This is a genomic window from Burkholderia sp. 9777_1386, from assembly GCF_015712265.1.
Classification (GTDB): domain Bacteria; phylum Pseudomonadota; class Gammaproteobacteria; order Burkholderiales; family Burkholderiaceae; genus Burkholderia; species Burkholderia cenocepacia.
Genome location: NZ_JACCQB010000022.1, coordinates 75,632 through 100,663 on the forward strand (window position 1 = coordinate 75,632; position 25,032 = coordinate 100,663).

Consider the following 25,032-nt stretch of genomic DNA (forward strand, 5'->3'; position numbering starts at 1 on the left):
TCGTTTATTGGTTTGTCCTGTGTTCGCGCTCAGCGTAGCGTCGAGCCGGGCAGGTTGCCGTCGAACGCATCCTGCAGCAGCGCGCGCAGGCCGTCGCGTTCGATCGGGCGCGGGTTCCAGTACGGATTCGCGGCCGCGAGGTCGGCGGCGCGGTCGAGGTCGGCTTCCCGCATGCCGATCGCCTTCAATGAGATCGGCGCGCCGTTGTCGCGTGCCAGCGCGTAGAGGCCGCGCGCGGCGTCGTCCGTGCCGATCGCGCGGGCGATCCGCTGCATCGCGTCCGGCGCGTGCGCCGCGTTGTATGCGAGCGCATGCGGCAGCACGACCGTGTGGGTCGGTGCGTGCGGCAGATCGAAGCTGCCGCCGAGCGTATGGCAGAGCTTGTGGTGCAGCGCCATGCCGACGTTGCCGAGCACCATCCCGCACAGCCACGCGCCGTAGAGCGCCTGGCCGCGCGCGTCGAGATCGGCCGGGTCGCGGCGCACGCCGGGCAGGCCGCGCGCCAGCGCGCGAATGCCTTCCTCGGCCACGAGGCTCATGACCGGATTCGCGTTGTTCGCGTAGAGCCCTTCCGCCGCATGCGCGATCGCGTTGAGGCCGCTCGTCACCGACAGTTCGACCGGCAGCGTGACCGTGAGCGCGGGATCGTAGATCACCGTCTTCGGCAGCACGCGCGCGTCGTTGCCCGTACGCTTCATGCCGCCTTCGGTGAGACCGTAGATCGGCGTCATTTCGCTGCCGGCGTAGGTCGTCGGGATCGCGAGGATCGGCAGGCCGCTTTCGAGCGCGATGGCCTTGCCGAGGCCGATCGTCGAGCCGCCGCCGATCGCGACCGCGCAATCGGCGTCGCGGGAGCGGGCGAACGCCTGCGCATCGCGGGCGATCTCCATCGGCACGTGCATCGTCGCGCGGTCATACAGCCCGGCGGCGCGCGCACCGAGCCGCTCGACGATGTGCTCGGCGAGGTCGCGCTGCTCCGGCGTGCACAGCACGATCGCGCGCTGCGCGCCGAGTGCCGGCACTTCGCGTTCGAGATGCGCGAGGCTGCCCGCGCCGAAGATCACGCGGGCGGCGCGCGCCTGGTAGAGGAAGTCCATGTGCTCGTTACTCCGTTGCGTAGTCGACCTGGTGGCGCGCGATGCGCAGCCCGGTCAGCGCGTTGCGCACGCGGGCGTGTTCGGGATGCGTCGCATAGCCGTCGAGCGCTTCGCGCGACTCGAATTCGGCGACGAGGATCAGGTCGCATGCGTAATCGGCCGCGCTGAAATCCGCGCCGATCTCGAGGTGCGTCATGCCCGGAATCCGGCCGCGCAAGCTTTCGAAGGCCGTCTTCACGGTGGTGCGCGCGACGCTGCGTTCGTGGTCGGTTGCGCCGGCAACCTTCCACATCACGACGTGCCGGATCATGCGGCACGCTCCGCGCGATTCAGCACGAAGTCGTAGTCGAGCGTGTAGAACGGCGTGTCCATGCGCGAGCCGTCGGGCGCGATGCCGGGCGCATGCCGGACCCAGTCGGCGACCAGCGTCGAACGCACGCCGAACACCGCATCGGAGTCGAGATAGCGGTCGCCGTCGCGGAACACGTGCGTGATCAGCGTTTCGTAGCCGCGCGCTTCGATCATGAAATGCAGGTGGGCGGGGCGCCACGGATGGCGGCCGAGCGCATCGAGCATCGCGCCGACGGGGCCGTCGTGCGGAATCGGATACGGCTCGGCGAGGATCGAGCGGAACGCATAGCGGCCGTCGGCGCCGCTGCGCAGCCGGCCGCGCGCGCGATGCGTGACCGACCCGTCGTCGCCAGGCAACTGCACGTCGTAGTGGCCGTCCTCGTCGGCTTGCCACACTTCCAGCGACGCATGCGCGACCGGCGTGCCGTCGATGCCGCGTACCTGGCCCGACACGAAGCACGGCTCGCCGCATGCGCCGTTCGCGATGTCGTCGAACATCCCGAATTCGGGGCTGCCGTCGACGTAGAACGGCCCGAACACGGTCGCCTCCGTGCAGCCGGCCGGCTTTGCATGGTTCTGCGCGGTCACGAGCGTCGACAGCCCGAGCACGTCGGACAGCAGGATGAACTCCTGGCGCTTGTCGTCGGTGATGCGGCCGACGGCCGTCAGGAAGCCGATCGCGGCCTGCCACTCGGCCTCGGTGAGCTTCGTTTCGCGGGCGAACGAATGCAGGTGCTGGACGAGGCTCGTCATCACCGTGCGCAGCCGCTCGTCGCGACAGCCGGAGAGCGACGCGATCACGGCCTGCGTGATGGTGTCTTCGTTGAGATTGCGCATTGGGGTTTGTCTCCTGATGTCGTTCGATGGCGCGTTGACGTAACATTAATTCCTCCCCGAATCGTAAAAAAGTGGGTTTGGAGGAGTTTTGTTCTCCGCCAGGTGGAAGAATCGAACGCATGGACAAGTGGACGCAAATCGAGTTTTTCGTACAGGTGGCGGAGCTCGGCAGCCTGTCGAAGGCCGCTGAGCGGCTCGGCATGTCGAGCGCGGCGGCGAGCCGCTGCCTGAACGCGCTGGAAGAGCGGCTGGGCGCGCGGCTCGTCGAGCGGACCACGCGCCGGCTGTGGCTGACCGACGCCGGGCACGAGTACCACCGGCGTTGTGTCGCGATCCTGAACGAGCTGTCGGAAGCGGACGCGGCCGTCAACGAAGCGAGCGTCATTCCGGCCGGTACGCTGCGCGTGACCGCGTCGGTGTCGTTCGCGTCGATCTGCATCGCGCCCGCGCTGCCCGAATTTCACCGGCGCTACCCGAACCTGAACGTGCAGATCGTCGCGGCGAACCGTTACCCGGATTTCATCGAGGCCGGCATCGACGTGGCGATCCGCACGCGCGAACACGAAGCGGATTCGGGCATCACCGTGCGCAAGCTCGCCGAGACACGGCGCGTGCTGGCCGCGTCGCCCGGGTATCTGGCGAAACACGGCGCGCCGGCGACGCCCGACGCGCTGGGCGATCACCGGCTGCTCGTCTACAACCTCGCGAACGATCCGTACGTGCTGCATTTCCGCCATGGTGCGAAGAAGCAGTCGGTCACGATCAAGAGCGTGCTCGATGCGAACGAAGGGCAGGTGATCCGCGCGGCGGCGCTCGCCGGGCTCGGCATCCTGATCCAGCCGCTTTACATCATTCACGACGATATCGTCGCCGGGAAGCTGGTGCCGGTGCTGACCGACTGGCAACTGCCCGCGCTCACGGTCAACATCGCGTACCAGAGCCGCCGACACCAGCCGGCGAAGATCCGCGTCTTCACCGAGTTCCTGATCGAGCGTTTCGAACGACTCGGACTCGCGCGCAAATGGAAGGAAGTCGGCCGCTGAGTACCCGCGGGCGCCGCGCCGTCGCGCATTTCTCCGTGTGACGGAGAACTGTTCTCCCGATCGTCGTCTTTTTCGCCGCTGTCGTGCGTTTTACATTGCGTCTCCCCGGGCCGGCGGTGCCCGGCTCGCGATTACACGATAACAATCGGTCTGGAGACGACATGAAATACGCATTGCGACGGGTGCCGTTGGCACTCCTGATCGCCGGAGCCGTGCACGTTCCGGCGTCGGCTGCCGAGAGCGGGCAGATCAGCTATCCGTTTGGCGTCAACACGGTGCTGAACGGTCTGCTGCCGCCGCCTGGCCACACGCAGTACTTCAACTATTCGCTTTACTACACGGCGAACCGCTTTGCCGGACCGGACGGCGGCGGCGCGGTGCCGGGATTTCACCTGAGCGTGGTCGCCGAGACGCCGCGAGTCGTCCACACCTGGGGCGCGACGCTCGGGCCGTTCTCGCTGTCGAGCAGCGCGATCGTGCCGATCGTGCGCCTGCATCTGTCGACGCCCGGCGGCACCGGCAACCGCATGTCGCTGGGCGATGTGATCCTCGAGCCGTTCATGATCGACTACGCGAGTGCGTCGCAGACGTTCTTCGCCTTCTTCTCGCCGTCGTTCGCGGTGCCGACCGGCGCGTATGCGGTGAACCGGATCGCGAACCCGGGGCTGAACACCTATGCGTTCCTGCCGTATCTCAGCACGACGTGGTTTCCGGGCCGCGACTGGGAGATTTCGACGACCACGCTGCTGGAGCTGAATTCGCCGAACCACGCGACGCGCTATCACTCGGGCGCACTCGCCGTGCTCGACTACCTGATCGGCTATTCGCTCGACCGGCGCGTGCAGGTCGGCGTGCAGGGCACGTTCCTGAAGCAGTTCACGGACGATACGCAGGACGGCGTGAAGGTCGGCGCGGACGGCTTTCGCGGGCAAACGGTCGCGATCGGTCCGCAGTTGCGCGTCATGTGGGGGCCGGCGTCGGGCGTGGTCGTGAAGTACCAGCACGAGTTCGCGGTGCGCAACCGGCCGCAGGGCGACAAGCTGTGGGTGCAGTTCAGTTTCCCGCTGTAGACGCGCGGGGCGTGAACCCAGGCTGTCGAAACCCTGACGGATCAAGTTGATATATTGTATCATCTGACGTTTTCGTCGCCGGCCGGCCGGGTTGCCGGGCCGGCCGCGTGCGACGACACCAACGAAGATCGATACGACGTGACGAGAACCGGACATACCCCGGCGCGCGGGGAGCGGCGCCATGCCGAGCCGCGCCGGAACACGGGCGCCTGGCGCGCACGCGCGGCACGCAGTTGCACGACCTTGCTGGGCTGCGCGATGGCCACCACCGGCGCGCTGGCCGCCGAAGCCGCCGCCTCGGCGCAGGACGACCGGCACGCGCTGCCGGCGATCAACGTCACCGCATCGTCCGCGTCGGCCGACCCGCTGACGCAACCGCTCGAAACGGGCTCGCGGCTCGGGCTCGCGAGCCTCGACACGCCCGCGAGCGTCGAAACCGTCACGGCCGATACGATCGAGGCGCGCGGCGATCGCACGGTGCTCGACGCGGTCACGCGCACGGCCGGCTTTGCGAGTGCGATCGCGCCGGGCACCGGCGGCACCGCGCTGAGCGTGCGCGGCTTCAGCGGACAGGAGTCGGTGATGACGTTGCTCGACGGCGTGCGGCTGATGCCGGCGGCCGGCACGATCACGTTTCCGTTCGACACGTGGTCGGTCGCGCGCATCGAGGTGCTGCGCGGCCCGGCATCGGTGCTGTACGGCGAAGGGGCGATCGGCGGGGTCGTGAACGTGGTGACGAAGCGGCCGCAGCGCACGCGCGAGACGACGCTGCAGGTCGGCGTCGGTCCGGACGGCGCGAAGCGCTTCGCGTTCGATACGACGGGCGCGCTTGGCCCGCGGCTGTCGTACCGCTTTTACGCGAGCGATGCGCGCGCGAACGGTCTCGCCGAGCGGGCCGATACGCATACGACGGCGATCGGCGGCGCGCTGACATTCGACGTGAGCCCGCGGCTCACGCTGACGCTCGACTACGACTACGGGCGCCAGATGCCGGCGACGTACTATGGCGTGCCCGCGCCGAACGGCGTGCTCGATCCGTCGCTGCGCAAGCTGAACTACACGGTCGGCGACGCGACGATTTCCTACTACGACCAATGGACGCGCCTGTCGGCCAGCTACCGGCCCACGGCCGGCGTGACGATCGACAACCAGCTTTACTATCTGACGTCCAACCGCCGCTGGCGCAACGCCGAATCGTACGTGCTTGACCCGGCGACCGCGCGCGTCACGCGCGGCGACTATCTCGACATCGGCCACCACCAGCGGCAGATCGGCGACCGGCTCAGCGCACGCTTCGACGGGATGCTGTTCGGCCGGGCGAACCGTTTCGTCGTCGGCACGGAATTCAGCCAGACCACGTTCAGCGGTACCAACAATTCGCCGTACGGCGGCGAAACGACGGTACCCGTGCACGGCTTCGATCCCGGCGTCTTCACGAGCCCCGACCCGACCGTGCCGCAGTTCAGCACGCGCGCGCGGCAGGCCGCGGTATTCGCGGAGAACCGGCTCGAGGTGCTGCCGCGGCTCGCGTGGGTGAGCGGCCTGCGCTACGACCACATCGCGTTCAGCCGCGAGCAGGCGGCGACCGGCGCGGGCTTCGACAAGCGGTTCGCGAACATCGGCTGGCGCACCGGTTTCGTGTTCGACATCGCGCCGACGTTCAGCGCGTATGCGCAGTACACGACGGGCGCGGAGGGCGTCGGCTCGCTCGTGACGCTGTCCGCGTCGCAGATGAACGACCGGCTTGCGACCGGCGCACAGTGGGAAGCCGGGCTCAAGCAGACGCTGCTCGACGGTCGCGCGTACTGGACGGTCGCGGTGTACGACATCACGAAGCGCAACCTGCTCAGCACCGACCCGTTCAATCCGGCGCTGCGCCAGCAGGTCGGCCGGCAGTCGTCGCGCGGCGTCGAGCTGACCGGCGGCGCGCGGCTGCCGCACGGCTGGACGATCGATGCGAACGTCGCGCTGCTGCGTGCGCGCTACGACGCATTCAACCAGACGGTCGGCGGCGCGACGGTGTCGCGGGCCGGCAACGTGCCGTCCGGCGTGCCGCAGCAGACCGCGAACCTGTGGGTCGGCTGGGCGTTCGCCGAGCGCTGGCAAGCGAACGCGGGCGTGCGTTACGTCGGCGCGACCTACGGCGACGACGCGAATCGCGTGCAGGTGCCGTCGTATACGGTGTTCGATGCGTCGCTGCGCTGGCAGCCGACGTCGCGCACCGAACTCGCGCTGTATCTGCGCAATCTCGCGAACCGCACGTACGCGGTGACGACGTCGAACGGCGGCGAGCAATGGCTGCTCGGCCCGTCGCGCTCGGCGGAGCTCGTCGCGACGATGCGCTTCTGAAGCGGCACGACATGCGCTCCGTGACCCACATGCTCGACATCGAACGCGTGCGCTGGTCGCCCGGCGGCGCGCCCGACGTCCTCGATGCAGTGACGTTGACGGTCGCCGACGGCGAGTTCGTCGGGCTGGTCGGCCCGAACGGCAGCGGCAAGACGAGCCTGCTGCGCTGCGTGTTCCGCTACGCGCGGCCCGACGCCGGCCGCGTCGCGCTCGACACGCAGGACGTGTGGCGCATGCGGCCGCGTGCGGTCGCGCAGCGCATCGCGGTGCTGCAGCAGGAAACGCCGGACGATTTCGGGCTGACGGTCGACGAACTGGTCGGCATGGGCCGCACGCCGCACAAGCGGCCGTTCGATGCGGAGTCGGCCGACGATCGCCGGATCGTCGACGCCGCGCTGCACGATGTCGGTCTCGTCGAGCGTCGCGCGCAACGTTTCGCGTCGCTGTCGGGCGGCGAGAAGCAGCGCGCGCTGCTGGCCCGCGCGCTCGCGCAGCAGCCCGAACTGCTGTTGCTCGACGAACCGACCAACCATCTCGACCTGCGTCATCAGCTCGAACTGCTCGCGCGCGTGCGCCGCCTCGGCATCGCGACGCTCGCGACGATTCATGACCTCAATCTCGCGGCCGCGTACTGCGACCGGCTCCATGTGCTCGCGCATGGCCGCGTCGTCGCGTCCGGCGCGCCGGACGACGTGCTGACCGAAGCGCTGCTGCGCGACGTGTTCGGCGTCGCCGCGCTCGTCGATCGCCACCCCGTCACGGGCCGGCCGCGCATCACGCCGCTTCATCCGGAATGACCGCCATGCTTGCTGCCTTGTCCTCCATCTCCCGCCGGCTGGTTGCCGCTGCCGTGCTCGGCTGCGCGGCCGGTCATGCGGGGGCCTATCCCGTGACCGTGCGCAGTTGCGATCGCGACGTGACGTTCGAGCGTGCGCCGACGCGCGCGGTGAGCAACGACGTGAACCTGACCGAGATGATGCTCGTGCTCGGCCTGAAGGATCGACTCGTCGGCTATACGGGCATCGGCGGCTGGAAGACGGGCACCGCGCGCGTGCGTGACGCGTTGCGGGGCGTGCCCGAACTGGCGAGCCAGTATCCGTCGCTGGAAGTGCTGGCCGCCGCGCGCGCCGACTTCTATCTCGCGGGCTGGAACTACGGAATGCACGTCGGCGGGCCGGTCACGCCCGCGACGCTCGCGCCGTTCGGCATTCGCACGTACGAACTGACCGAATCGTGTTCGCACGTGATGAAGCAGTCGGCCGCGTCGTTCGACGACGTGTTCCGCGACCTGAACAATCTCGGCCGTATCTTCGGCGTCGATGCGCGCGCCGCGCAGGTCGTCGCCGGAATGCGCGCGCGGCTTGCGGCGGTGTCGCGCGCGATCGGGCGCCCGGCGCCGCTGCGCGTGTTCGTGTACGACAGCGGCACCGACAAGCCGATGACGGCAGGCGGGCTCGCGATGCCGACCGCGCTGCTCACGGCGGCGGGCGCGCGCAACGTGATGGACGACCTGCCGCGCAGCTGGACGCAGGTGAGTTGGGAAAGCGTGGTCGCGCGCGATCCGCAGGTGATCGTGATCGTCGACTATTCGGCGGTCACGGCCGCGCAGAAGCAGCAGTTCCTGTCGAGCCAGCCGGCGCTCGCGCGCGTGGCCGCGATTCGCGACCGGCGCTTCGTTGTGATTCCGTACGATGCGGCGACGCCGGGCCCCGAGAACGTCGCGGCCGTCGAGACGCTCGCCCGCGCGCTGTATCCGGCCGCATTCGCCGGCGCGGCACGATGAGCGTGCGCGGGCAGGTGGCGCGGCCCCGCATGCGCGTGGTGCTGCCGATGCTGGCCGTGCTGTTGGTCGTGTCGATCGTCGTGTCGGCCGCGTTCGGTCCGGCGCCGATTGCGATGCCGGATGCCGTACGAATCGTCGCCGCGCACGCCGCGTCGGCGTTCGGTGGTGCCGACGCGTTCGCGGCGGTATCGGGCGACGACAGCATCGTATGGCTGATCCGGATGCCGCGTGCGCTGCTGGCGGCGCTCGTCGGCGCGACGCTGGCGACGGTCGGCGTCGCGTTGCAGGCGGCGACCGCGAACCGCCTGGCCGATCCGCACCTGCTCGGCGTGAGCGCGGGCGCGATGCTCGGCGCGATCGCGGTCACGGTGGTGGCCGGCGCGGCGTTCGGCCCGTTCACGCTGTCGGTCGCCGCGTTCGCGGGTGCGCTCGCGGCGACCGGCTGCGTGGTCGCGCTCGCTTACCGCGGCGGCCGGCTCGAATCGGACCGGCTGCTGCTCGCGGGCGTGTCGGTGTCGTTCATGATGGCCGCGTTCGGCAATCTGCTGCTGTATCTCGGCGACCAGCGCGCCGCGTCGTCGGTGCTGTTCTGGATGCTCGGCGGCGTCGGGCTCGCGCGCTGGGATCTGCTGCCGGTGCCGGCCGTGTGCGCGGTGCTCGCCGGCGGCGCGCTCTATGCGCGTCGACGCGAACTGAATGCGCTGATGTCGGGCGATGTCGCCGCCGCGTCGCTCGGCGTGCCGAGCGCGCGGATGCGGCGCGAGGTGTTCGTCGTCGCGTCGTTCGCGACGGGCGCGATGGTCGCGGTGAGCGGCGCGATCGGCTTCGTCGGGCTCGTGACGCCGCATCTGTGCCGTCGCGTCGTCGGGGCCGAGCACGGCCGGCTGCTGCCGGTCGCCGCGCTGGCCGGCGCGATCCTGCTCGTGTGGGCCGATGTCGCCGCGCGCACGCTCGCGGCGCCGGAGGATCTGCCGATCGGCATCGTGACCGCACTGTTCGGCAGCCTGTTCTTCGTCGCGCTGTTGCGCCGGCGCTGAGCGAAGGGGCGGGCAGGCAGCGGCGGGTGGACACCCGCCGCCTGTTTCATCGCAGCGGGACGACCGTGCCCGTGCCGCTGCGGCGGCGCGCATCGACATGCGTGCTTTCCACGTGCTGCGCGACGTCGAAGAGACTGTCCGGCAGCGCACGCGCGGGGAGCGTGATCACGAAGCGCGCGCCGCCGAGCGGCGAATCCTCGAGCCGCACGTCGCCGCCGTGTACCTGCGCGACGCGCCGTACGATCGCGAGCCCGAGCCCGAAGCCGCCGGTCTGCCGGTCGCAGCTCGAGTCCAGCCGCTGGAACGGCTCGAACACGCGGGCGCGTTCGGCGGCCGGAATGCCGGGGCCGTCGTCGTCGACGCTCAGCACGAGGGCGCCGGACCGGTCGCGGGTGGCGGCCAGCAATACCTTGCGCGACGCATAGCGGGCGCCGTTGCGGATCAGGTTCAGCAGGGCGCGGGCGACGAGCTTCGGGTCGCAGACGTGGGTCGCGGGTGCGTCGAGCGTCGACACGTCGAGCGCGATGCCGCGATCGGCGATGTCGTCCGCGACGTTGCCGGCGACGCTGTCGATCAGCGCGTCGACGACGACTTCCATCGGCGCGAGTTCGCTCGCCCCCTGTTCGAGCCGGCCGATCGTCAGCAACTCGGTGACGAGCTCGTCGAGTTCGCGCACGTCGCGCCGCAGCGCGTCGCGACGCTCGCGCATCCGGCCCGTTTCGTCGGGATCGGCGAGCAGCGCGAGGCCGAATTCGAGCCGGGCGAGCGGCGTTTTCAGTTCATGCGAGATGCCGTGCATCATTTCACGCTGCTGCTTGATCGATGCCTCGATGCGCGCGGCCATGTCGTTGAACTGCTGCGACAGCTCGTAGATGTTCGATTTTCCCGACAGCTTCACGCGCGTCGACAGCGTACCGGCGCCGAATGCGCGCGCGGCGTCCTGCAGCCGGCGAATGTCGCGCCAGTGATAGTGAATCCACAGCACCACCGCGAACAGCGTCGCGAGCGCGAGCAGCATGTACGCATAGATGCGGATGTCGAGGTCCGGCGCCTCGATCGGGCGCGCATGCAGCACCGAGCCGTCCGCGAGCGGCATGTAGTAATCCTTGCCGTTGTAGCTGATCGCGATCTTGCCGGCATCGAGATCGCGCAGCGGCGCGCCGCTCAACTGCGCACGCGCGTCGGCCATCGACATGAAGCCGAATCCTTCGCGGCCGTGCAGCGCCAATTCGCGCAAGGCGAGCTCGCGCTGCGCGCCCGGATGGCGTTCGAGGTAATCGTTCAGCACGAACGAGTAGGTCGTCAGCGAGTCGCGCTGCGCCTGCGCGCCGCGCTCGTAGAAGATCCGGTCGAACGACAACTGGATGAAGATGATCGACGCGCCGACGAACAGGATCACGACGAGGTACAACCGGAGCAACGGGCGCAGCATTTATTCGTCCCACGCAGAAGGGCTGAACAGGTAGCCGCGACCCCAGATCGTCTTGATCTTGTGCGGCTCCGACGACGCATCCTCGAAGCGGCGGCGCAGCTTCGAGATGCCGGAATCGACCGAGCGGTCGAGCCCGTCGAATTCGATCCCGCGCAACTGCTTCAGGATGTCGTCGCGGCTCAGCACGGTGCCGGCCGCGCGCGCGACGATCAGCAGCAGGTTGAATTCGGCGGTCTTCAACTCGACCGGCTCGCCGCGCCACGTGACGGTGCGGTTCGGCGGCGAGATCGTGAGTTCACCGAATACCAGTGCGTCGGGCGCGACTGCGGGCGTGTCCGCCGCGGCCGGCTGCGCGCGACGCAACAGCGCGCGGGCGCGGGCGACCAGCACGCGCGGCTCGATCGGCTTCGTCACGTAGTCGTCGGCGCCCGTCTCGAGCCCGGCGACCTGGTCGTACACGTCCGCACGCGCGGTCAGGATCAGCACGGGGACGTTGGTGAACGCGCGGATGCGGCGGCAGACTTCCATGCCGTCGAGATTCGGCAGCATCAGGTCGAGTATCACGAGGGCCGGCTGATGCTCGCGCACCGCCGCGACGGCGAGGTCGCCGCGCCGCACGACCGTCACCGCGAATTCATAGCCGTCGAGGTATTCGCGGACGAGCTGCGCGAGGCGATCGTCGTCCTCGATCAGCAGCACACGGTATTTGAGCGGAACTTCGTTCATGGTCTCCTCAGGATGCACGCGCCAGCTCACACGCAGGCCGATGCGCGGCGCGGCACGCGAATTCTATCCGGCGGACCGGCGGCCGGGGCAGCGGGGCGACAATCTCGAACAATCGAACACAATTGAGCACAGATTCGCCGCACATTCAGGACAGTCTCGGCGCGGGGCGGCACCTAGACTGCGGGCTTCGTCACTCTTATCTCAATATTGTGCGCCCATTACTTCGCCGCTACCGCTATTGCATGCCGCTCGCCGGCCTGACCCTCGCCGCCGCCGCTCACGCGGAAAACCAGTATTCGTTGTCGCTCGGCGGCGGGTTCGCACCGCGCTACCCGGGCAGCAACCAGTATCGAGGCGTCGTTGCGCCGTCGTTTTCTGCCACGTTCGGCAACGGCTTCTTCATCGACAGCACGGAGGGCGCCGGTTATCGGCTGAACCTGCCGCACGGGGCGTTCGTGTCGGCGGCGGTGAGCTACGACGCGGGCCGCGCGGACGAGAACCGCTTCGACCTGCCGGGCTCCGACTACCTGAAGGGGATGGGCCGGATTCCGGGCTCGGTGCTCGTCGGCGTGCGTGCCGGGGTGACGCTTTTCGATACGGCGGAGCTGAGCGTCACGATCGATACGCCCGTCACGCACACGTCGCGCGGTGTGTCGGGGCACGTGGATCTCGCGGTACCGGTGCTCAAGACGTCGCAGCACGAGATCGTCGTGACGGGCACCGTGCACGCGGGCTCGGGACGCTACATGCAGACTTTCTACGGCGTGACCGACGCACAGTCGATGACGAGCCGGTTCCGGCCGTATTCGGTGAGCGGCGGAATCGACAGCGCCGCGATGGCGGTCGCGTGGACCTGGTCGCTGTCGCGGCACTGGTCGGTGCTCGCGACCGGCGGCGTGACGCGGCTGCTCGGTCGCGCGGGCGACAGCCCGATCGTCCAGTCGCGCAACAACTATTACGGCATCGCGGGCGTGACGTACAAGTTCTGAGCGGATGGCCCGGTGTGCGCAGCGCGCACACGAACCCTCGGCGTCGCGCCGTCGCCGCGAACCGCGTGCGGTAACATGCGGGCGGGTTCGGCGTCAGGCCGGGCCTGCGACGCAGGTGCGCCGAGCCGGCTCGGCCGGGTCGCGAAAGGCCGCCATTCGCCGGCCGGCTTCGTCAGGAAACGGCCGGCGGCGTGCGGAACCGATCACGCATGCGACGCCCGGTCGTACACGAATGCCGCACAGGGACCGCCGGGCCGCGACAGGGAGAAACCGATGAAGAACACGATCGCGATGCTCGTTGCACTCGTTGCGAGCGCAACCTTTGCAGGATGTGCGGACATGGACACGAAACACCCCAACGCCACCGCCGGCGGCGCGGCCAGGGCCCCTTTGCAGCCGGGCGCCGCGCAGGTATGCAAGGCGGATGCCGCGCCCGACGATGCGCTGGTCGGCAAGACCGAAGCCGATGCGACCGCGCTGCTCGACGGCTGCCTGTGGCGCGTGCTCGAGCGCGACGGCAAGTCGTTGCCGGGCACGATGGATTACCGGGAGGAGCGTCGCAATCTCGGCATTCGCGACGGGAAAGTGATCTGGGTGCGGCGAGGGTGACGGATTCAGCCGCCGACGAAAATCGGTTGCGGCCGATGTCGCTTTTGCGAGTGCGGCTATCGCCGGCATGCACGTCGCGCGCGACCGATCGGTCGGCCGCACGCGTCGCGATTCATCGCCGCGGGTAGCGGCATAGGTGTCCGCGGCGGTCAGGCGCCTCGATACCGTCGTCGACCGGGGCTCGCACGACGCGTGACGCGCCGCGCTGACCGGCGCGTCATGTCACGCCGCGACCGTTCCGGATTGCGGCACCGATGCCGTGGTGTCGACCGTCATCGCCGGCGTGACGAGCATCACGCCACGTGCGAGCGGGTCGCTGACCGATGCCGCCAATACCGCTTGCCCTTCCTCTGTCGCGTGATCGGCGGCGACGGCCAGTGCAGCGAGCGCGAGCGCCGCGCCGCCCGCCCCGTTGGCGAGCCCGAGGTGGCGGCTGCGCTCGGCGGCATCATCGCCCCAGATCTGCTCGCTGACCGTCACGACTTCGGTGCGGCGACTGCTGCGTTGATCGGCGTCGGTGACGAATCCGGGTGCCGACAGGTCGGGACGTAACGTCGACAAGCGCGTACGCGTCGCCGCCAGCAACTGTTCGAGTGTCGTCGCTTCGGCCTTGCCGTGATCGGCGGAAATCGCGCGGCGCGCGGCCGCGAGCCGGTGGATCGACGGGACGGACATCGCATGCGGTGTGTCGGGATGGCCGAGCAGCAATGCACATGCGCCTTCACCGGGCATCATGCCGTTCGGCCGATCGCGACCGTAGAGCCGGCCTGCGCGATCCAGCGCGTCGACTGCGTCCTGACTGGCGGTGGAATCGAACGCCAGGACGACGTGCAGTTCGCCGGACGGTTGCAGGTGCAACGCCTGGATCAGTTCGTCGACGACCGCCCATGCGTGTACGGGATCGGCGACCGTGCGCAATTGCGCACGGACGATGCCCGGTGCGACGGCTTCCCGCGCCGCGTGCGCATCGAGCCATGCGGCGAGCGTGGCGGCGACCGGTCGCCAGCGCTCCGGCATCAGCAGATGGAGCCTGAGCGGCGGCGCGTCGGCGGCCGCGCCGGACAACACGGCATGACGCTCGCGCAATTCGTCGAGTGCATCGGCGGCCAGCAGCAGCCCGCGCCAATGCTCGTCCTGCAGCGTTTCCCGCGCGTCGGGCGCAAGCAGGCTGGTATCGAGCCGGTCGAGCGACACCGAGTCGACCGTGCTCGCGAATACGCCGGTTCCGTCCGGGCGTTGCAGTTCGGGATGAAGCGCGACGGAACGCTCTTCCCGCGCCGCCGCATCGATGTCTGCGGTCGTCGCCCCCGTCGGCAGCCTCACGCTGCTGTCGAGCAGCAGGGCCGACCACGTGTGCGACGTCGGATCTTGCGTGGCAGCGGCGTCCGTCGATGCGGACGAACTCGGCGGTGCGACGGCCGCGAGCGCCGGATGCGGGCCGAGCGCCCGGCGCAGCCATGCCGCGCAGACGGCGAGGGCCGCCGGCAGCACGAGCCCGCACAGCAGCAACTCCCTGGCGGTGGGGGCATGCCGGGTCGTTTTCCACCAGACGAACACGGCGATCCACACCGCGACGAACAGCGCGGCGACGAATGCCGTCTTGCGCAATCGCGTGATCATTTCCGTCGATTCCCCCACGACTTGCGGCGTCGTGTATCAGTTGCCGTCGCTGCCCGCCGTCCGGCTCGCGACCAGTACGGCGCCGCAGGCCGTCTTGTAGCCGTCGCGCGCGACGCCTTCGCCCTGCACGATCATTGTGTCGTCGCCGTCGACGATGTAATTCGGGCCATGGATCGGACACGTCACCGTGTCGTTGCGGCGCGCGATGCCGCGGCCATCGACCGACGACAGCGTGGACGCGCTTGTCACGGTGCCGCCATGGCTGTGCTTGTCCCCGAGGACGATGAAGGGTTGGGTCATCCGGATAGGCCTCCTGGCTGGAATCATCGACGATGCAGCGCGGCTTCGCCGGCCGGTGCGGGAGGGCGCGCGCGTCATCGGCAACGTTTTTCGAATCGATTTCGGCTGAATCGGGTATTTATTACCTTTCGGCAATAATTGCCTGTTTCAATTGAGCCGTAATGTAGCTTTCGAGCCGAAGGCCGTCATTATCGTGCGTGATGGCCGCACGTCAAGGCCGGCATTTTTAAATCCGGGTCTGTTTGCTTATGGCGAAGCCCCGCGACGTAATCTAAAATAGTAAGCTTCAATAGGGGTCGCATCATCTGATCCGATTGGCGTGCGTACAGCCAGACAGCGGGCGGTGTTGCGGGGGAGCCCGCGCATTTCCCCCCGGATCGGCATGTCGATCGCGCGATGCCGGCAATCGTGCATCATCCCGTGTTCGTCGCAGCAATATCTATTTAAAAACGTCAAATCCTGAGAGAGCGGGATCGCATGAGCGTCATCACGGAATTTGCGTCTCTTTTTGGCGCATTCAATCGCCTGTATTCGCTGGACGGATCGGGCGCGCTTGCGGCATTTCAAATCGAGCGCTGGACCGGCCGCGAATCGCTCTCCGATCTCTTTGAATGGAGCGTCGATGCGCTGTCGACGGATCCTGCACTGGATCTCGACGCGATGCTCGGGCAGCGTGTCGCGATTCGCACCACGCTCGCGAACGGCACGACGACGCTGCGCAGCGGCCTCGTCGCCGAGGCCGAGTGCAGGGGCTACGACGCAGGCCTCGCTCGCTACCATCTCCGGATGGTGCCGTGGCTCGCCGCACTCGCGCATGCGCGCGACGAGCGAACCTTTGTGAACCAGACGCTTGCCGACGTGCTCGACACGGTGTTCGCGCCGTACGCCGGGATCGCGCGGTGGCGCCTCACGCCGGATGCTGGCCGGCGGCTCGATGCGCTGGGCCCTACTGCGTATCGCGTGCAGTACCGAACCCATACGCACTACGAATTCGTGCAGCATCTGCTGGCCGAGGCTGGCCTCGGGTTCTGCTTCGTCGAAGACGAGGACGCGCCTGCCGGGCATACGATGCTGGTCTTCGACGACAGCGCGCAGCTGGCCGAGGACGATACGTCCGCGCGACGCGGCGGGGTGCCGCGCCGCTCCAGCGGGACGGCGACCGGCGCCGACGACGTGATCCTCGGGATCGGGCAGTCGCTGTCGCTGACGGCCGATCGCATCACACTGATCAGCAGCGATTATCGCGTGAACCGGGCGACTACCGCGAGTACGACGCTCGGCCGGCCGGCGGGCGCGCGCGAACTCTACGACGACGTCGGGCCGGAGGCGTTCGACAGCTTGCGCGAAGCGGAAGATACGGTACGGCGCCAGGCCGATGCGATCGTGTCGCGCGCCAGTTTCTGGACCGGCTACGGCACGCTGCGCACGGCGCGCGCAGGACGCGCGCTGAAACTCGTCGATGCCGGCTGGCAGCCCGTGCGCGGCGCCGCGGCGCCCGAGGATTTTCTGCTGACGCGCGTCGAGCACGTCGGGATCAACAATCTGCCGGCGACCGTGATGGAGGCCATCGAACGGCAACTCGGGCCGTTGCCGGCGGCGGCGCTCGATCCGCGCGTGGTCCGGCAAGCGAAGATCGGCGGTTATGCAAACCGGTTCGATGCGGTGCCGCGAACGCAGGTCTGGCGGCCCACGCTGGCCGACGGAACCGGGCAGCGACTCAATCCGGTTCCGACGGCGCTGGGTGCGCAGACGGCGATCGTCGTCGGGCCGGCAGGCGACGCGCGGCCCGGTTCGACGGGGCCCGTGCACGCCGATGCGCAGGGGCGGTTGCGCGTTCGTTTCCACTGGCAGGCGCAAGACGATGCGGGTACGTATCCGACGCGCGCCATACAACGGCTCGCGAGCGACGGGCACGGCCTTCAGCAGCTGCCGCGCATCGGTCATGAAGTCCTCGTGCAGTTTCACCATGGGCTGATCCACCGGCCGATCGTGCTCGGCGGCCTGTTCAATGGCCGCGGCGAAGGCGGCGAGTCGCCGTCGCCGGGCGGGGCGGCCGGCAAGCCGCTCGACGCGTCGATCTACACGCAGGCGGGCGATCATGCGCCGAGTGCGCAGGGCAATCTGGCAAGCGGGCTGAGCCCCGCGTGGCATGGCGCCGGCGGCGGCACCGATCGTCACAATCACGCCGGCGCGCTGTCGGGCTTCAAGAGCCAGGGTTTCGACGGGCATGGCCACAACCAGCTCGTCGCCGATGATTCGGACGGCATGGGACGCCTGCAGATGGCGACTACGCACGCGGCCACGCAACTGAACCTCGGTCATCTGCGCCATCAGGCGGACAACTATCTCGGCAGTTTTCGTGGCCAGGGCGTCGAATTGCGCTCGGATGCGTACGGTGCAATGCGTGCGACGCGCGGCCTGCTGGTGTCGAGCTACGCGCCTGCCGGCGCCGCCCAGCCGGCGGGCGATGCGTCCGCGCTGCAGGCGCTGCTCGCGCGGCACACCGCATTGGTTCGGCGATTCGACCAGACGGCCGATACGCATGGGACGCTGCCGTTCGCCGCACAGCGCGGCGTGGAGCAGGCGGGCCAGTCGTCGTTGAACGGCAGCGCCGCGCCGCTGGATGCGCTTGCGCAGAGCTTCGCGACGACGGTCGGCGCGGACGGCTACACGCAGGCGTCGGCCGACGCCGCCCAGCGGTCGACCGGCAACGCACTGCCGCACACGGGCGACGCCGTGCTCGGCATCGAGGCACGGGGCGGGCACGGGCTGGTTGCCGGCCAGGCCCTGCAATGGGCGGCCGGCGAAACGCTGTCGCTCGGCAGCGGTGGCGACTTCAATCTCGCCGCTGCGCAGCAGCTGCGCATTCACAGCGGGCAAGGCATCGGCTGGCTGGCCGGCGCGAGCCATGCGGAGCGTGTCGGCATCGGCATGATCGCCGGCAAGGACGGACTGACGCTGCAGGCGCAGCGCGATGTGCTGGGCCTGCACGCGCGCGACGATCTGACGCTCGCGTCCGCGAGCGCGGACGTCGAGATCGCCGCGAAGAAGACCGTGCATCTCGCGGTGAGCGGAGGGGCGCACGTGACGATCGAAGGTGGCGACGTCACGTTCGGTTGCCCGGGCAAATTCGTCGTATATGCCGCGCAGCATGCATTCGTGGGGCCCGCTCAACTGAATACGCCGTTGCCGCAGTTTCCCGAAAAGGTCTGTGTCGAATGCCTGCTGCACGCGATGCAGTCGGGCAGCGCACTCGCGGGCAAGGCGATCTGAGCATGACGATCGAAACGACCGACTGGATCGACCGCTATCCCGACGACACGCCGGACCGGCTGAATGCGCTCTTCGAGCGCGTGCCGGCCGACGGCCGTTGGCACCTGCTGCTCGACATGAGTTTCGCGCCGGCGATGCGTGACCGAATGCCCGCGGTCGAGCGCAACGATGCCGTCGTGTTGTACGAAGGGGTGTACGACGGCGACGACTTGCTGGCGATTTCGCCGTGCCTCGTACCGCTGCCGGCGGACGCGGCGGCGCGCCGGGCGATGCTGGAGACCGTGCTGCGCGAGACGTCCGGACGACCGATGGTGAGCCTGCTGCGTGGCGCGCGCGATACGGCCGCGCTCGCCGCGCATCTGCGCGGACAGATGGAGGCGAGTGCGGCATCCGACGGCGAAGCATTTCTGGTGCGTCTCGCCGATACGCGTTGCCTGCCCGCGTGGCTCGCGGCGCTGACGCCCGCACAGCGCCGCCGCTTCACGAATGGCATCGACGCGTGGCATGTGTTCGATCGCACCGGCGCGCTCGTCCCGCTCGATTTCGACACCGTGGGCGAGGCGGCCGGCGGTGAAGCGGACGCCGGGCGCAGCGGCGAGCCCTACGTGCTCGACGACGAACAGATCGAATGGCTTCGACAGGCTGCGAAGATCGACACGCTGATTTTTCATGTTCGCCAGCGTCCGGAGAGTTTCGGCCGTCTGGTGGCCACGCCGTCGCAAGCCCATGCGTGTGTGAGTGCGGCGTGGGCGCGGCACGACGGCCCCCCTGCGGCGGCGTCGCGAGCCGCGCTCGATGCGCTCGTGGCGGCCGGGTATCTGGTGACGGAGCTCGCGCCGGCGACGTCGTCCGCATAGAACGACACGGGTTTGCGTGCATGCGACAGCGCACGTGGTTGATAGCGATCCACGCCGCACGGCGTCGGACAAGAGGATGAAAAGATGAGTTTGAATGCCGGTTCCACGACGTTTGCCGCTCGGCTGCTGATGTTCATGGCCATCCTGCTCGGGACGGCCGGATGCTCGCGTGCGACCGACGTGTCGCCTGCCGCGTCGACTGCGGCCGCATCCGGCACGATGGGGCTGAAGCTGAATGCCCTCAACTACACCGACGTTCCGATCGGCGCGTTCTACGTCGACGGCACCTGGGGCGGGACGGTGCCGGCGCGCATCGGCAGCGGCGGCGGCGCGATCATCTGCTGCGTCGCGTTGCCGAAACAATGGCATCCGGGACTGACCGTCAACCTGCAGTGGCGGGACGACAACCTGTACAGGAAGGATCCGAAGGCGCTTGCGAGCCGGGTCGTACCGGTTGAGCGCTACGACACATTCTCGGACGGCTTCCTGTGGGTCCTGTTCTTTCCGCACGATCGAATCAAGGTCTATGCGTCTCAGTGGATGCCCGGCTACCGGGGCTTCCCCGAAAATCTCCAGGCGCCCGATGAAGCGTGCCCGGGGAACTTCACGTTGCGCAACAGCGACCCGCAGTGCCCGAATCCCGACAAGAGGATCATGCAATGAGTTTCCGCTTCGCGAGCGCCGACCGGCCTGACGTCGGCGTCGTCACCCGGGAGGAGCAGGACGCGATCATGCGTCGGCTGCACGACGACGACGGGATGAGTTGCTGCAAGACGCTGCATGTCGGCATCTTCTTCGACGGCACGCGCAACAACGCCGATCGCGATCGCACGGGCGGCAAGCACAGCAACGTCGCGCGGCTGTTCGACGTGTTTCCGCGCGACAAGTATCACAGTGCCATTTACGTGGCCGGCGTCGGCACGCCGTTCGTCGACGAGATCGGCGACCAGGGCGTCGGACTGCAGGCCGCGGCCGGCGCGGCGACGGGATGGGCCGGCGAGGGGCGCATCAACTGGGCGCTGCTGCAGATCCACAACGTCGTGCATGCGCACGCGTTCGGCAATTCGCTGTCCGCGGCGCTCGGCAAGAGCGACAAGGAACTCGCGAAGGCCGTCAGCGTCGACCTGAATTTCAAGGGCATCGATCTCGGCGGCACTCCGCCCAAGCCGGGCAGTCTCGGCGACATCAACGCGCGCGGCAGTTCGAGCGTCGGTGCGCTCAAGCTGATGGCCGCCGAGCAGAACGGGATCGAACTGACCTGGGATCGCGACACGATCTGGGCGCAGCTCAAAGGCGAAGTCGATACGGCAAACTGGACCGCGACGATGCGCGCATGGGACGAGAAACGCCGCGTCGCATTGCGGGCCCGGTGCGCGCAGCTGAAGGCGCGCGTCGGCGATCTGCTGGTGAAGGGCAAGCCGAAACTGCAGCGCATTCGACTGTACGTGTTCGGTTTTTCGCGCGGGGCGGCCGAGGCCCGCACGTTCTCGAACTGGCTGGCCGATGCGCTGGACCCCGATTTCAGCCTGTGCGGCGTGCCCGTGTCGTACGACTTTCTCGGCATCTTCGATACGGTCGCGTCGGTCGGCATCGCGCAAAGCACGGCCGCGACGCTGTTCGACGGGCACGGCGGCTGGGGGCGCAAGGAATTGATGGGCGTGCCGCGCTACGTGCGCCGCTGCGTCCATATGGTCGCCGCCCACGAGCCGCGCGGATCGTTCCCGCTCGACCTGATCGATGCGTCGCGGGACGGGCATGAGGAAATCGTCTATCCGGGCGTGCATTCGGATGTCGGCGGCGGTTACGGGCCAGGCGAGCAGGGGCGCGGCACCGGCGACGCGGACAAGCTGTCGCAGGTGCCGCTGCTCGACATGTATCGCGAAGCGCGCAAGGCCGGTGTTCCACTCGATATCAAGGGGCCCGGTGTCGCTGCCGAAGCCGCGGCGGCATTCGCGATTTCTCCCGCCCTCAAGCGCGCCTTTTCCGCCTATGTGAGCACGAGCGCCGACTATTACTACGCGAAGGAGCACGGCACGCCGGGCCTGATGCGCGCGCACTACGGGCTTTACCTGCGCTGGCGCAAGATGCGGCTCGACAATTTGCGTTCGCAACCGTCGTTTCTCGCCGCCAAGGCTGCCTATCCGCAGGATGCCGTCGATCTCGACAGCGCGAACGAGGAACTGCGGCTTGAATGGCGCGACCTGCTCGAATGCGAGAAAGAAGGCGGACCGACCGTGAGCCGGTACGCGGGCAACACGGTCAGCCGGAAGATCACCCAGAACCCGAAGGCGGCGGCCGTCATTTCGCCGGCCGTCCTGCCGATCGCCGCGGGCCTGCAGTCCGCGATTCCGTTCGTGGGCCCGCTCGTGCGCGCGAGCGCCAAGCGTGCCGAGGATTTCTTCCAGCTGCAGCTCGAAGAGAAATGGAAGCAGTGGCTCGAGGTGCGCGGCGACTGGAACATGGGGCCGCCGGAAGCGCCTATCAGCGCGCTGTACGACAACTTCATGCATGACTCGCGCGCATGGTTCAAGCCGCTGGGCGACGACGACGACGTGTGGAACCACAACCAGATCAAAGCGCTGAAAACGCGCCAGGCCGAGTTCGAGCGCAAGCACGCCGAGTGGAAGAAGCGCCAGCAACTTGGCGTGCCGGGACCGTCGCAGATCATGCAGATGATGGGGGCGGGTGCGCTCGGGCTCGGGCCGGCCGCCAACGTCGCGCCGGAGCCCGAACCGCGTTCGCCGCTGACCGCGCAGCAGGCCGGCATCCTGAAACGTTACGACGCCGCGCAGCAGGCTGCACAGAAAGCCCGCGCGGCCCGGGATGCCACCGCGCCGACCGACAGCGCCGTGCTGACCGACCCGAAAGTCACCGGTGGTCTCGCGCTGCAGGATTCGGGGCGCGAGTTTTCGTTCGTCTGGGGCTACCTGCGCTGGCGCACCGTCTACGTGAACGGCGTGCGCTGGGACGCGCCCCATGTGCCGAGCGTGCAGGAAGACATGGAGGCGATGCGTCAGCAGATGCAGCGCAACGTCGACATGAGCAAGCTGTTCCGATGAACCGATTGGATACGAACCAGCCGGCGCGACACGCATTCGCGCGCGATTGCCGAGAAACGACATGGATCTAGTTGCCGCATTAACGGGGTACGGGCAAGCGACCCGTCATATCCAGATCGATACCGCGATGCCGGACGCATTCGTCGTAGAGCGCTTTCACGGTCGTGAAGGGATCAGCGAATCGTTCCGGTTCGAGATCGACGTGCTGTCGAGCGAGCCGTTTCTCGATCTCGCGCCGCTGATCGGCAGCGCCGTGCGGCTGCGTCTCGCGACGGCGGCGGGCGAACGATGCTGGAACGGCTACGTCACGCATGCCGCTTATGCGGAGAGCGACGGCGAGTTCACGCGCTATCGGCTCACGATGGAATCGTGGCTCGCGCTGCTGAAGCTGCGCCGCAATTGCCTCTATTTCGTCGACCTCGACGCCGAGGGGATCTGCGAGCGTGTGTTCGGCGACTATCCGGAAGCGCACTGGCGCTATGAACTCGTCGAGCCGCTGCGATCGTTTCGCTTGCGCGGCCAGTATCGCGAAACCGATCTCGATTTCGTGTCGCGGCAGTTGTCCGAGGCCGGGTTGTCGTTTCGCATCGAGCACGGGCAAGACGCGGGGAAGGCGCCGTCGGGCGACCATACCGTCGTTGTGTTCGACCGCCATGCGCGGCTGCCCGACGGCAGCGCCATCGCATTCAATGCGCAGGACGTCGGCGATCCGGACGGCGTGATGACGCAATTCTCCGATCGGCGTCAGCTGGTGCCGGATCGCGTGGTGGCGACGAGCTGGAAAGCCAGCGAACTTCATGCGCTTGCCGGCCATGCGCAACAGCCCGCCGATGCCGACGCGCCGTTGCTGCCGGTGCGGGAGATCTACGACGGCCAGCGCGCAGGCCGCTTCGGCACGAGCGGCGATGCGCAGCGTTACGCCGAACAGCGTCTCGACGCGCTGCAGCTCGCGAAACGGGTCTACCGTGGCGGCGGGTCGTCGCGCACGCTCGAAACCGGCAAGGTCCATACGCTGAACGACTATCTGGGCGGCACCGTGCGATTCGTACCGCTGTCGATCGAGCACGAGGCCGTCAACAACCTCGGCGCGCAGATCGGCCAGCTGTTCGGACGCGGCGAGCTCGACAAGGGGCTGTATCGCAACCGCTTCGTCGCGGTGCCGGAGGGCACGCCGATCGTGCCGCCGTTCCGCGACCGGCCGACGGTGTACGGGGTGCAGACTGCGATCGTCGTCGGCGAGCCGGGTGGGCGCGTCAGCAGCACGCGCGATCACCAGGTCCGCATCCAGTTTCCGTGGATGCGCGGTGTCGCGCCGCTGCCGGGCGGGTTGACGGATACGGCAAGCCGGTCCAATCCGACCGGCCACGCGCCGGGCGATCACCGTTCGGGCATTCTGGTTCGCGTCGCCGAACAGGCGGCCGGGCCGAATTTCGGTCATGCGTTTGTACCGCGCGTGGGGGCGGAAGTGGTGGTCGGCTTCGAGTCGGGCAACATCGATGCGCCGGTCGTGCTCGGCCAGGTGTACGGCGGGCGTGTGCGTCCGCCGTTCTCCGCGGGCGAAGGCAGCGACGCGAATCATTCAGGAACACTGACGGGCCTGCAGACGCAAACCCTCGATGGGCAACCCGGCAGTCGCTGGGTGATGGACGATGCGGCCGGACAATTGCGTCACGAGCTGAGCAATTCGACTGCCGACACGCGCCTCGCGCAGGGCTATCTGATCGACCAGCAGGGCACGATGCGCGGCGCCTATCGCGGTGAAGGCTTCGAACTGGCGACGCAGGGATGGGGTGTCGTGCGGGCCGGCGCGGGCGTGCTGATGTCGAGTACCGCGCGCCGGCTCGGCGCGTCGACGCAGATGGATGTCGCCGAACGCGTGGAGCAATTGAAGGACGCGGCGAAAACGGCGCAGGAACTCGACACGGCGGCGACCGGTGCGCAGGCGGCCGGCCTGAGCGCGAACAAGGCGCAGACTGATTTCCTCAAGGCGATCGATCCTGCGCAGGACGGCAAGTACGCGGGCAGCGTGGGTGGTCAGAGCGCGACCAAGCCGACCGGGACGCAGCGCGACGGCGGCGATCCCGTCGAGCGATTCGCGACGCCCGTGGTGCTGATGGAGTCGCCGGAGAACATCGTGGTGACGACGCCGGAGAGTGCGGTGTCGTATGCGGCGCAGCACGTTCATCTGACGTCGCAAGGCGATGCGCATGTGGGCGCCGGTGCCACCGTGGCCGCGGCGACGGGCGATGCGATGAGCTTGTACAGCGTGGCGGGCGGGCTCAAGGCAATCGCGGGCGAAGGGCCGGTGAGCGTCGAGGCGCATGCGTCGACGATGGAGATTCTCGCGGACCAGACCGTGCGCGTGACGTCGACCGACGAGCGCGTCGACGTGCTCGCGCAGGACGCGATCGTGCTGCAGCAGGGGCCGAACCGGATCACGTTGAAGGGTGGCGATATCGTCGTCGAGACGCCGGGGCAATTCGCGGTGAAGGCGGGCGGGCATCCGTTCCCGGGGCCGCGGGCGACGAGCGTGAAGCTGCCGGCGCTGCCGGTGTTGCCGCAAGGCGATCCGTGCGACTTTCTCGTGCAGGCGCTGGCGG

Annotated in this window: 20 protein-coding genes; 13 read left to right on the forward strand and 7 right to left on the reverse strand. The window is 68.5% G+C overall.

Translation table 11 applies throughout. The features are described from left to right. Positions 1–29: 29 nt before the first annotated feature. The 3 genes from H0X91_RS18310 to H0X91_RS18320 are packed head-to-tail and all read right to left on the reverse strand — an operon-like array spanning position 30 to position 2,285. A complete protein-coding gene (locus H0X91_RS18310; RefSeq protein ID WP_062884613.1) occupies positions 30–1,097 on the reverse strand; it encodes a maleylacetate reductase in 1,068 nt (355 codons plus the stop codon). A 7-nt stretch (positions 1,098–1,104) separates the two neighbouring features. Then, positions 1,105–1,407 carry a Dabb family protein gene (locus tag H0X91_RS18315; RefSeq protein WP_034200735.1) on the reverse strand — a complete coding sequence of 101 codons (303 nt, stop codon included), beginning with the start codon at positions 1,405–1,407 and terminating at the stop codon, positions 1,105–1,107. Next, positions 1,404–2,285, reverse strand: a complete 882-nt coding sequence (locus H0X91_RS18320) for an intradiol ring-cleavage dioxygenase (RefSeq protein WP_006490560.1) — start codon at positions 2,283–2,285, stop codon at positions 1,404–1,406. Before H0X91_RS18320 ends, H0X91_RS18315 begins: the two co-directional genes overlap by 4 nt. A gap of 119 nt (positions 2,286–2,404) precedes the next feature. On the opposite strand from H0X91_RS18320, the gene H0X91_RS18325 reads away from it, so the two are divergent. The 6 genes from H0X91_RS18325 (at position 2,405) to H0X91_RS18350 (ending at position 9,567) form a co-directional block, all read left to right on the forward strand. Beyond that, positions 2,405–3,328 carry a LysR family transcriptional regulator gene (locus H0X91_RS18325; RefSeq protein ID WP_059721279.1) on the forward strand — a complete coding sequence of 308 codons (924 nt, stop codon included), beginning with the start codon at positions 2,405–2,407 and terminating at the stop codon, positions 3,326–3,328. Positions 3,329–3,489: 161 nt separating this feature from the next. After that, complete coding sequence (locus H0X91_RS18330) at positions 3,490–4,398, forward strand: SphA family protein (protein ID WP_006497575.1); 909 nt, start codon at positions 3,490–3,492, stop codon at positions 4,396–4,398. Between the two features lie 258 nt (positions 4,399–4,656). Continuing rightward, complete coding sequence (locus H0X91_RS18335; RefSeq protein WP_058902259.1) at positions 4,657–6,747, forward strand: TonB-dependent receptor; 2,091 nt, start codon at positions 4,657–4,659, stop codon at positions 6,745–6,747. An 11-nt stretch (positions 6,748–6,758) separates the two neighbouring features. Next, positions 6,759–7,544 carry an ABC transporter ATP-binding protein gene (locus H0X91_RS18340; RefSeq protein WP_043205766.1) on the forward strand — a complete coding sequence of 262 codons (786 nt, stop codon included), beginning with the start codon at positions 6,759–6,761 and terminating at the stop codon, positions 7,542–7,544. Positions 7,545–7,549: 5 nt separating this feature from the next. Next, the gene (locus tag H0X91_RS18345) at positions 7,550–8,530 is read left to right on the forward strand and encodes an ABC transporter substrate-binding protein (protein ID WP_006497573.1); all 981 of its coding nucleotides are present in this window, start codon (positions 7,550–7,552) and stop codon (positions 8,528–8,530) included. After that, complete coding sequence (locus tag H0X91_RS18350) at positions 8,527–9,567, forward strand: FecCD family ABC transporter permease (RefSeq protein WP_048989013.1); 1,041 nt, start codon at positions 8,527–8,529, stop codon at positions 9,565–9,567. The genes H0X91_RS18345 and H0X91_RS18350 overlap by 4 nt, the downstream gene beginning before the upstream one ends. Before the next feature lie 46 nt (positions 9,568–9,613). On the opposite strand, the gene H0X91_RS18355 is transcribed toward H0X91_RS18350, so the two are convergent. After that, a complete protein-coding gene (locus H0X91_RS18355; RefSeq protein WP_196433222.1) occupies positions 9,614–10,999 on the reverse strand; it encodes an ATP-binding protein in 1,386 nt (461 codons plus the stop codon). Next, positions 11,000–11,725, reverse strand: a complete 726-nt coding sequence (locus H0X91_RS18360) for a response regulator (RefSeq protein WP_196433223.1) — start codon at positions 11,723–11,725, stop codon at positions 11,000–11,002. Between the two features lie 242 nt (positions 11,726–11,967). Here H0X91_RS18360 and H0X91_RS18365 point away from each other — a divergent pair, with 242 nt between their 5' ends. Next, entirely contained in the window at positions 11,968–12,714 is a 747-nt protein-coding gene (locus H0X91_RS18365) for a MipA/OmpV family protein (protein WP_006490517.1), read from the forward strand. Positions 12,715–12,987: 273 nt separating this feature from the next. Beyond that, entirely contained in the window at positions 12,988–13,323 is a 336-nt protein-coding gene (locus tag H0X91_RS18370; RefSeq protein WP_012492516.1) for a hypothetical protein, read from the forward strand. A 222-nt stretch (positions 13,324–13,545) separates the two neighbouring features. Here H0X91_RS18370 and H0X91_RS18375 read toward each other — a convergent pair whose 3' ends face one another. Continuing rightward, positions 13,546–14,943: a hypothetical protein gene (locus H0X91_RS18375; protein ID WP_060211657.1), complete on the reverse strand. Its 1,398-nt coding sequence runs from the start codon at positions 14,941–14,943 to the stop codon at positions 13,546–13,548. 36 nt (positions 14,944–14,979) lie between these two features. After that, the gene (locus H0X91_RS18380; RefSeq protein WP_006497567.1) at positions 14,980–15,243 is read right to left on the reverse strand and encodes a PAAR domain-containing protein; all 264 of its coding nucleotides are present in this window, start codon (positions 15,241–15,243) and stop codon (positions 14,980–14,982) included. Between the two features lie 477 nt (positions 15,244–15,720). On the opposite strand from H0X91_RS18380, the gene H0X91_RS18385 reads away from it, so the two are divergent. The 5 genes from H0X91_RS18385 to H0X91_RS18405 form a co-directional block, all read left to right on the forward strand. After that, entirely contained in the window at positions 15,721–18,516 is a 2,796-nt protein-coding gene (locus H0X91_RS18385) for a type VI secretion system Vgr family protein (RefSeq protein WP_062884609.1), read from the forward strand. A 2-nt stretch (positions 18,517–18,518) separates the two neighbouring features. Then, complete coding sequence (locus tag H0X91_RS18390; protein WP_058901342.1) at positions 18,519–19,373, forward strand: DUF4123 domain-containing protein; 855 nt, start codon at positions 18,519–18,521, stop codon at positions 19,371–19,373. A gap of 84 nt (positions 19,374–19,457) precedes the next feature. Further along, positions 19,458–20,036: a DUF3304 domain-containing protein gene (locus H0X91_RS18395; RefSeq protein WP_058901343.1), complete on the forward strand. Its 579-nt coding sequence runs from the start codon at positions 19,458–19,460 to the stop codon at positions 20,034–20,036. Beyond that, positions 20,033–22,432, forward strand: a complete 2,400-nt coding sequence (locus H0X91_RS18400) for a T6SS phospholipase effector Tle1-like catalytic domain-containing protein (RefSeq protein WP_062884608.1) — start codon at positions 20,033–20,035, stop codon at positions 22,430–22,432. The genes H0X91_RS18395 and H0X91_RS18400 overlap by 4 nt, the downstream gene beginning before the upstream one ends. Before the next feature lie 61 nt (positions 22,433–22,493). Next, positions 22,494–25,032, forward strand: a 2,539-nt coding sequence (locus tag H0X91_RS18405) for a type VI secretion system Vgr family protein (RefSeq protein ID WP_196433224.1), incomplete at its 3' end; no start/stop codon positions are given.

What these genes read in the sequence shown, in the direction of transcription:
- H0X91_RS18310 (WP_062884613.1), bottom strand. Translation starts at nt 1,097, where the DNA reads ATGGACTTCCTCTACCAGGCGCGCGCCGCCCGCGTGATCTTCGGCGCG.
- H0X91_RS18315 (WP_034200735.1), bottom strand. Translation starts at nt 1,407, where the DNA reads ATGATCCGGCACGTCGTGATGTGGAAGGTTGCCGGCGCAACCGACCAC.
- H0X91_RS18320 (WP_006490560.1), bottom strand. Translation starts at nt 2,285, where the DNA reads ATGCGCAATCTCAACGAAGACACCATCACGCAGGCCGTGATCGCGTCG.
- H0X91_RS18325 (WP_059721279.1), top strand. Translation starts at nt 2,405, where the DNA reads ATGGACAAGTGGACGCAAATCGAGTTTTTCGTACAGGTGGCGGAGCTC.
- H0X91_RS18330 (WP_006497575.1), top strand. Translation starts at nt 3,490, where the DNA reads ATGAAATACGCATTGCGACGGGTGCCGTTGGCACTCCTGATCGCCGGA.
- H0X91_RS18335 (WP_058902259.1), top strand. Translation starts at nt 4,657, where the DNA reads ATGGCCACCACCGGCGCGCTGGCCGCCGAAGCCGCCGCCTCGGCGCAG.
- H0X91_RS18340 (WP_043205766.1), top strand. Translation starts at nt 6,759, where the DNA reads ATGCGCTCCGTGACCCACATGCTCGACATCGAACGCGTGCGCTGGTCG.
- H0X91_RS18345 (WP_006497573.1), top strand. Translation starts at nt 7,550, where the DNA reads ATGCTTGCTGCCTTGTCCTCCATCTCCCGCCGGCTGGTTGCCGCTGCC.
- H0X91_RS18350 (WP_048989013.1), top strand. Translation starts at nt 8,527, where the DNA reads ATGAGCGTGCGCGGGCAGGTGGCGCGGCCCCGCATGCGCGTGGTGCTG.
- H0X91_RS18355 (WP_196433222.1), bottom strand. Translation starts at nt 10,999, where the DNA reads ATGCTGCGCCCGTTGCTCCGGTTGTACCTCGTCGTGATCCTGTTCGTC.
- H0X91_RS18360 (WP_196433223.1), bottom strand. Translation starts at nt 11,725, where the DNA reads ATGAACGAAGTTCCGCTCAAATACCGTGTGCTGCTGATCGAGGACGAC.
- H0X91_RS18365 (WP_006490517.1), top strand. Translation starts at nt 11,968, where the DNA reads ATGCCGCTCGCCGGCCTGACCCTCGCCGCCGCCGCTCACGCGGAAAAC.
- H0X91_RS18370 (WP_012492516.1), top strand. Translation starts at nt 12,988, where the DNA reads ATGAAGAACACGATCGCGATGCTCGTTGCACTCGTTGCGAGCGCAACC.
- H0X91_RS18375 (WP_060211657.1), bottom strand. Translation starts at nt 14,943, where the DNA reads ATGATCACGCGATTGCGCAAGACGGCATTCGTCGCCGCGCTGTTCGTC.
- H0X91_RS18380 (WP_006497567.1), bottom strand. Translation starts at nt 15,243, where the DNA reads ATGACCCAACCCTTCATCGTCCTCGGGGACAAGCACAGCCATGGCGGC.
- H0X91_RS18385 (WP_062884609.1), top strand. Translation starts at nt 15,721, where the DNA reads ATGAGCGTCATCACGGAATTTGCGTCTCTTTTTGGCGCATTCAATCGC.
- H0X91_RS18390 (WP_058901342.1), top strand. Translation starts at nt 18,519, where the DNA reads ATGACGATCGAAACGACCGACTGGATCGACCGCTATCCCGACGACACG.
- H0X91_RS18395 (WP_058901343.1), top strand. Translation starts at nt 19,458, where the DNA reads ATGAGTTTGAATGCCGGTTCCACGACGTTTGCCGCTCGGCTGCTGATG.
- H0X91_RS18400 (WP_062884608.1), top strand. Translation starts at nt 20,033, where the DNA reads ATGAGTTTCCGCTTCGCGAGCGCCGACCGGCCTGACGTCGGCGTCGTC.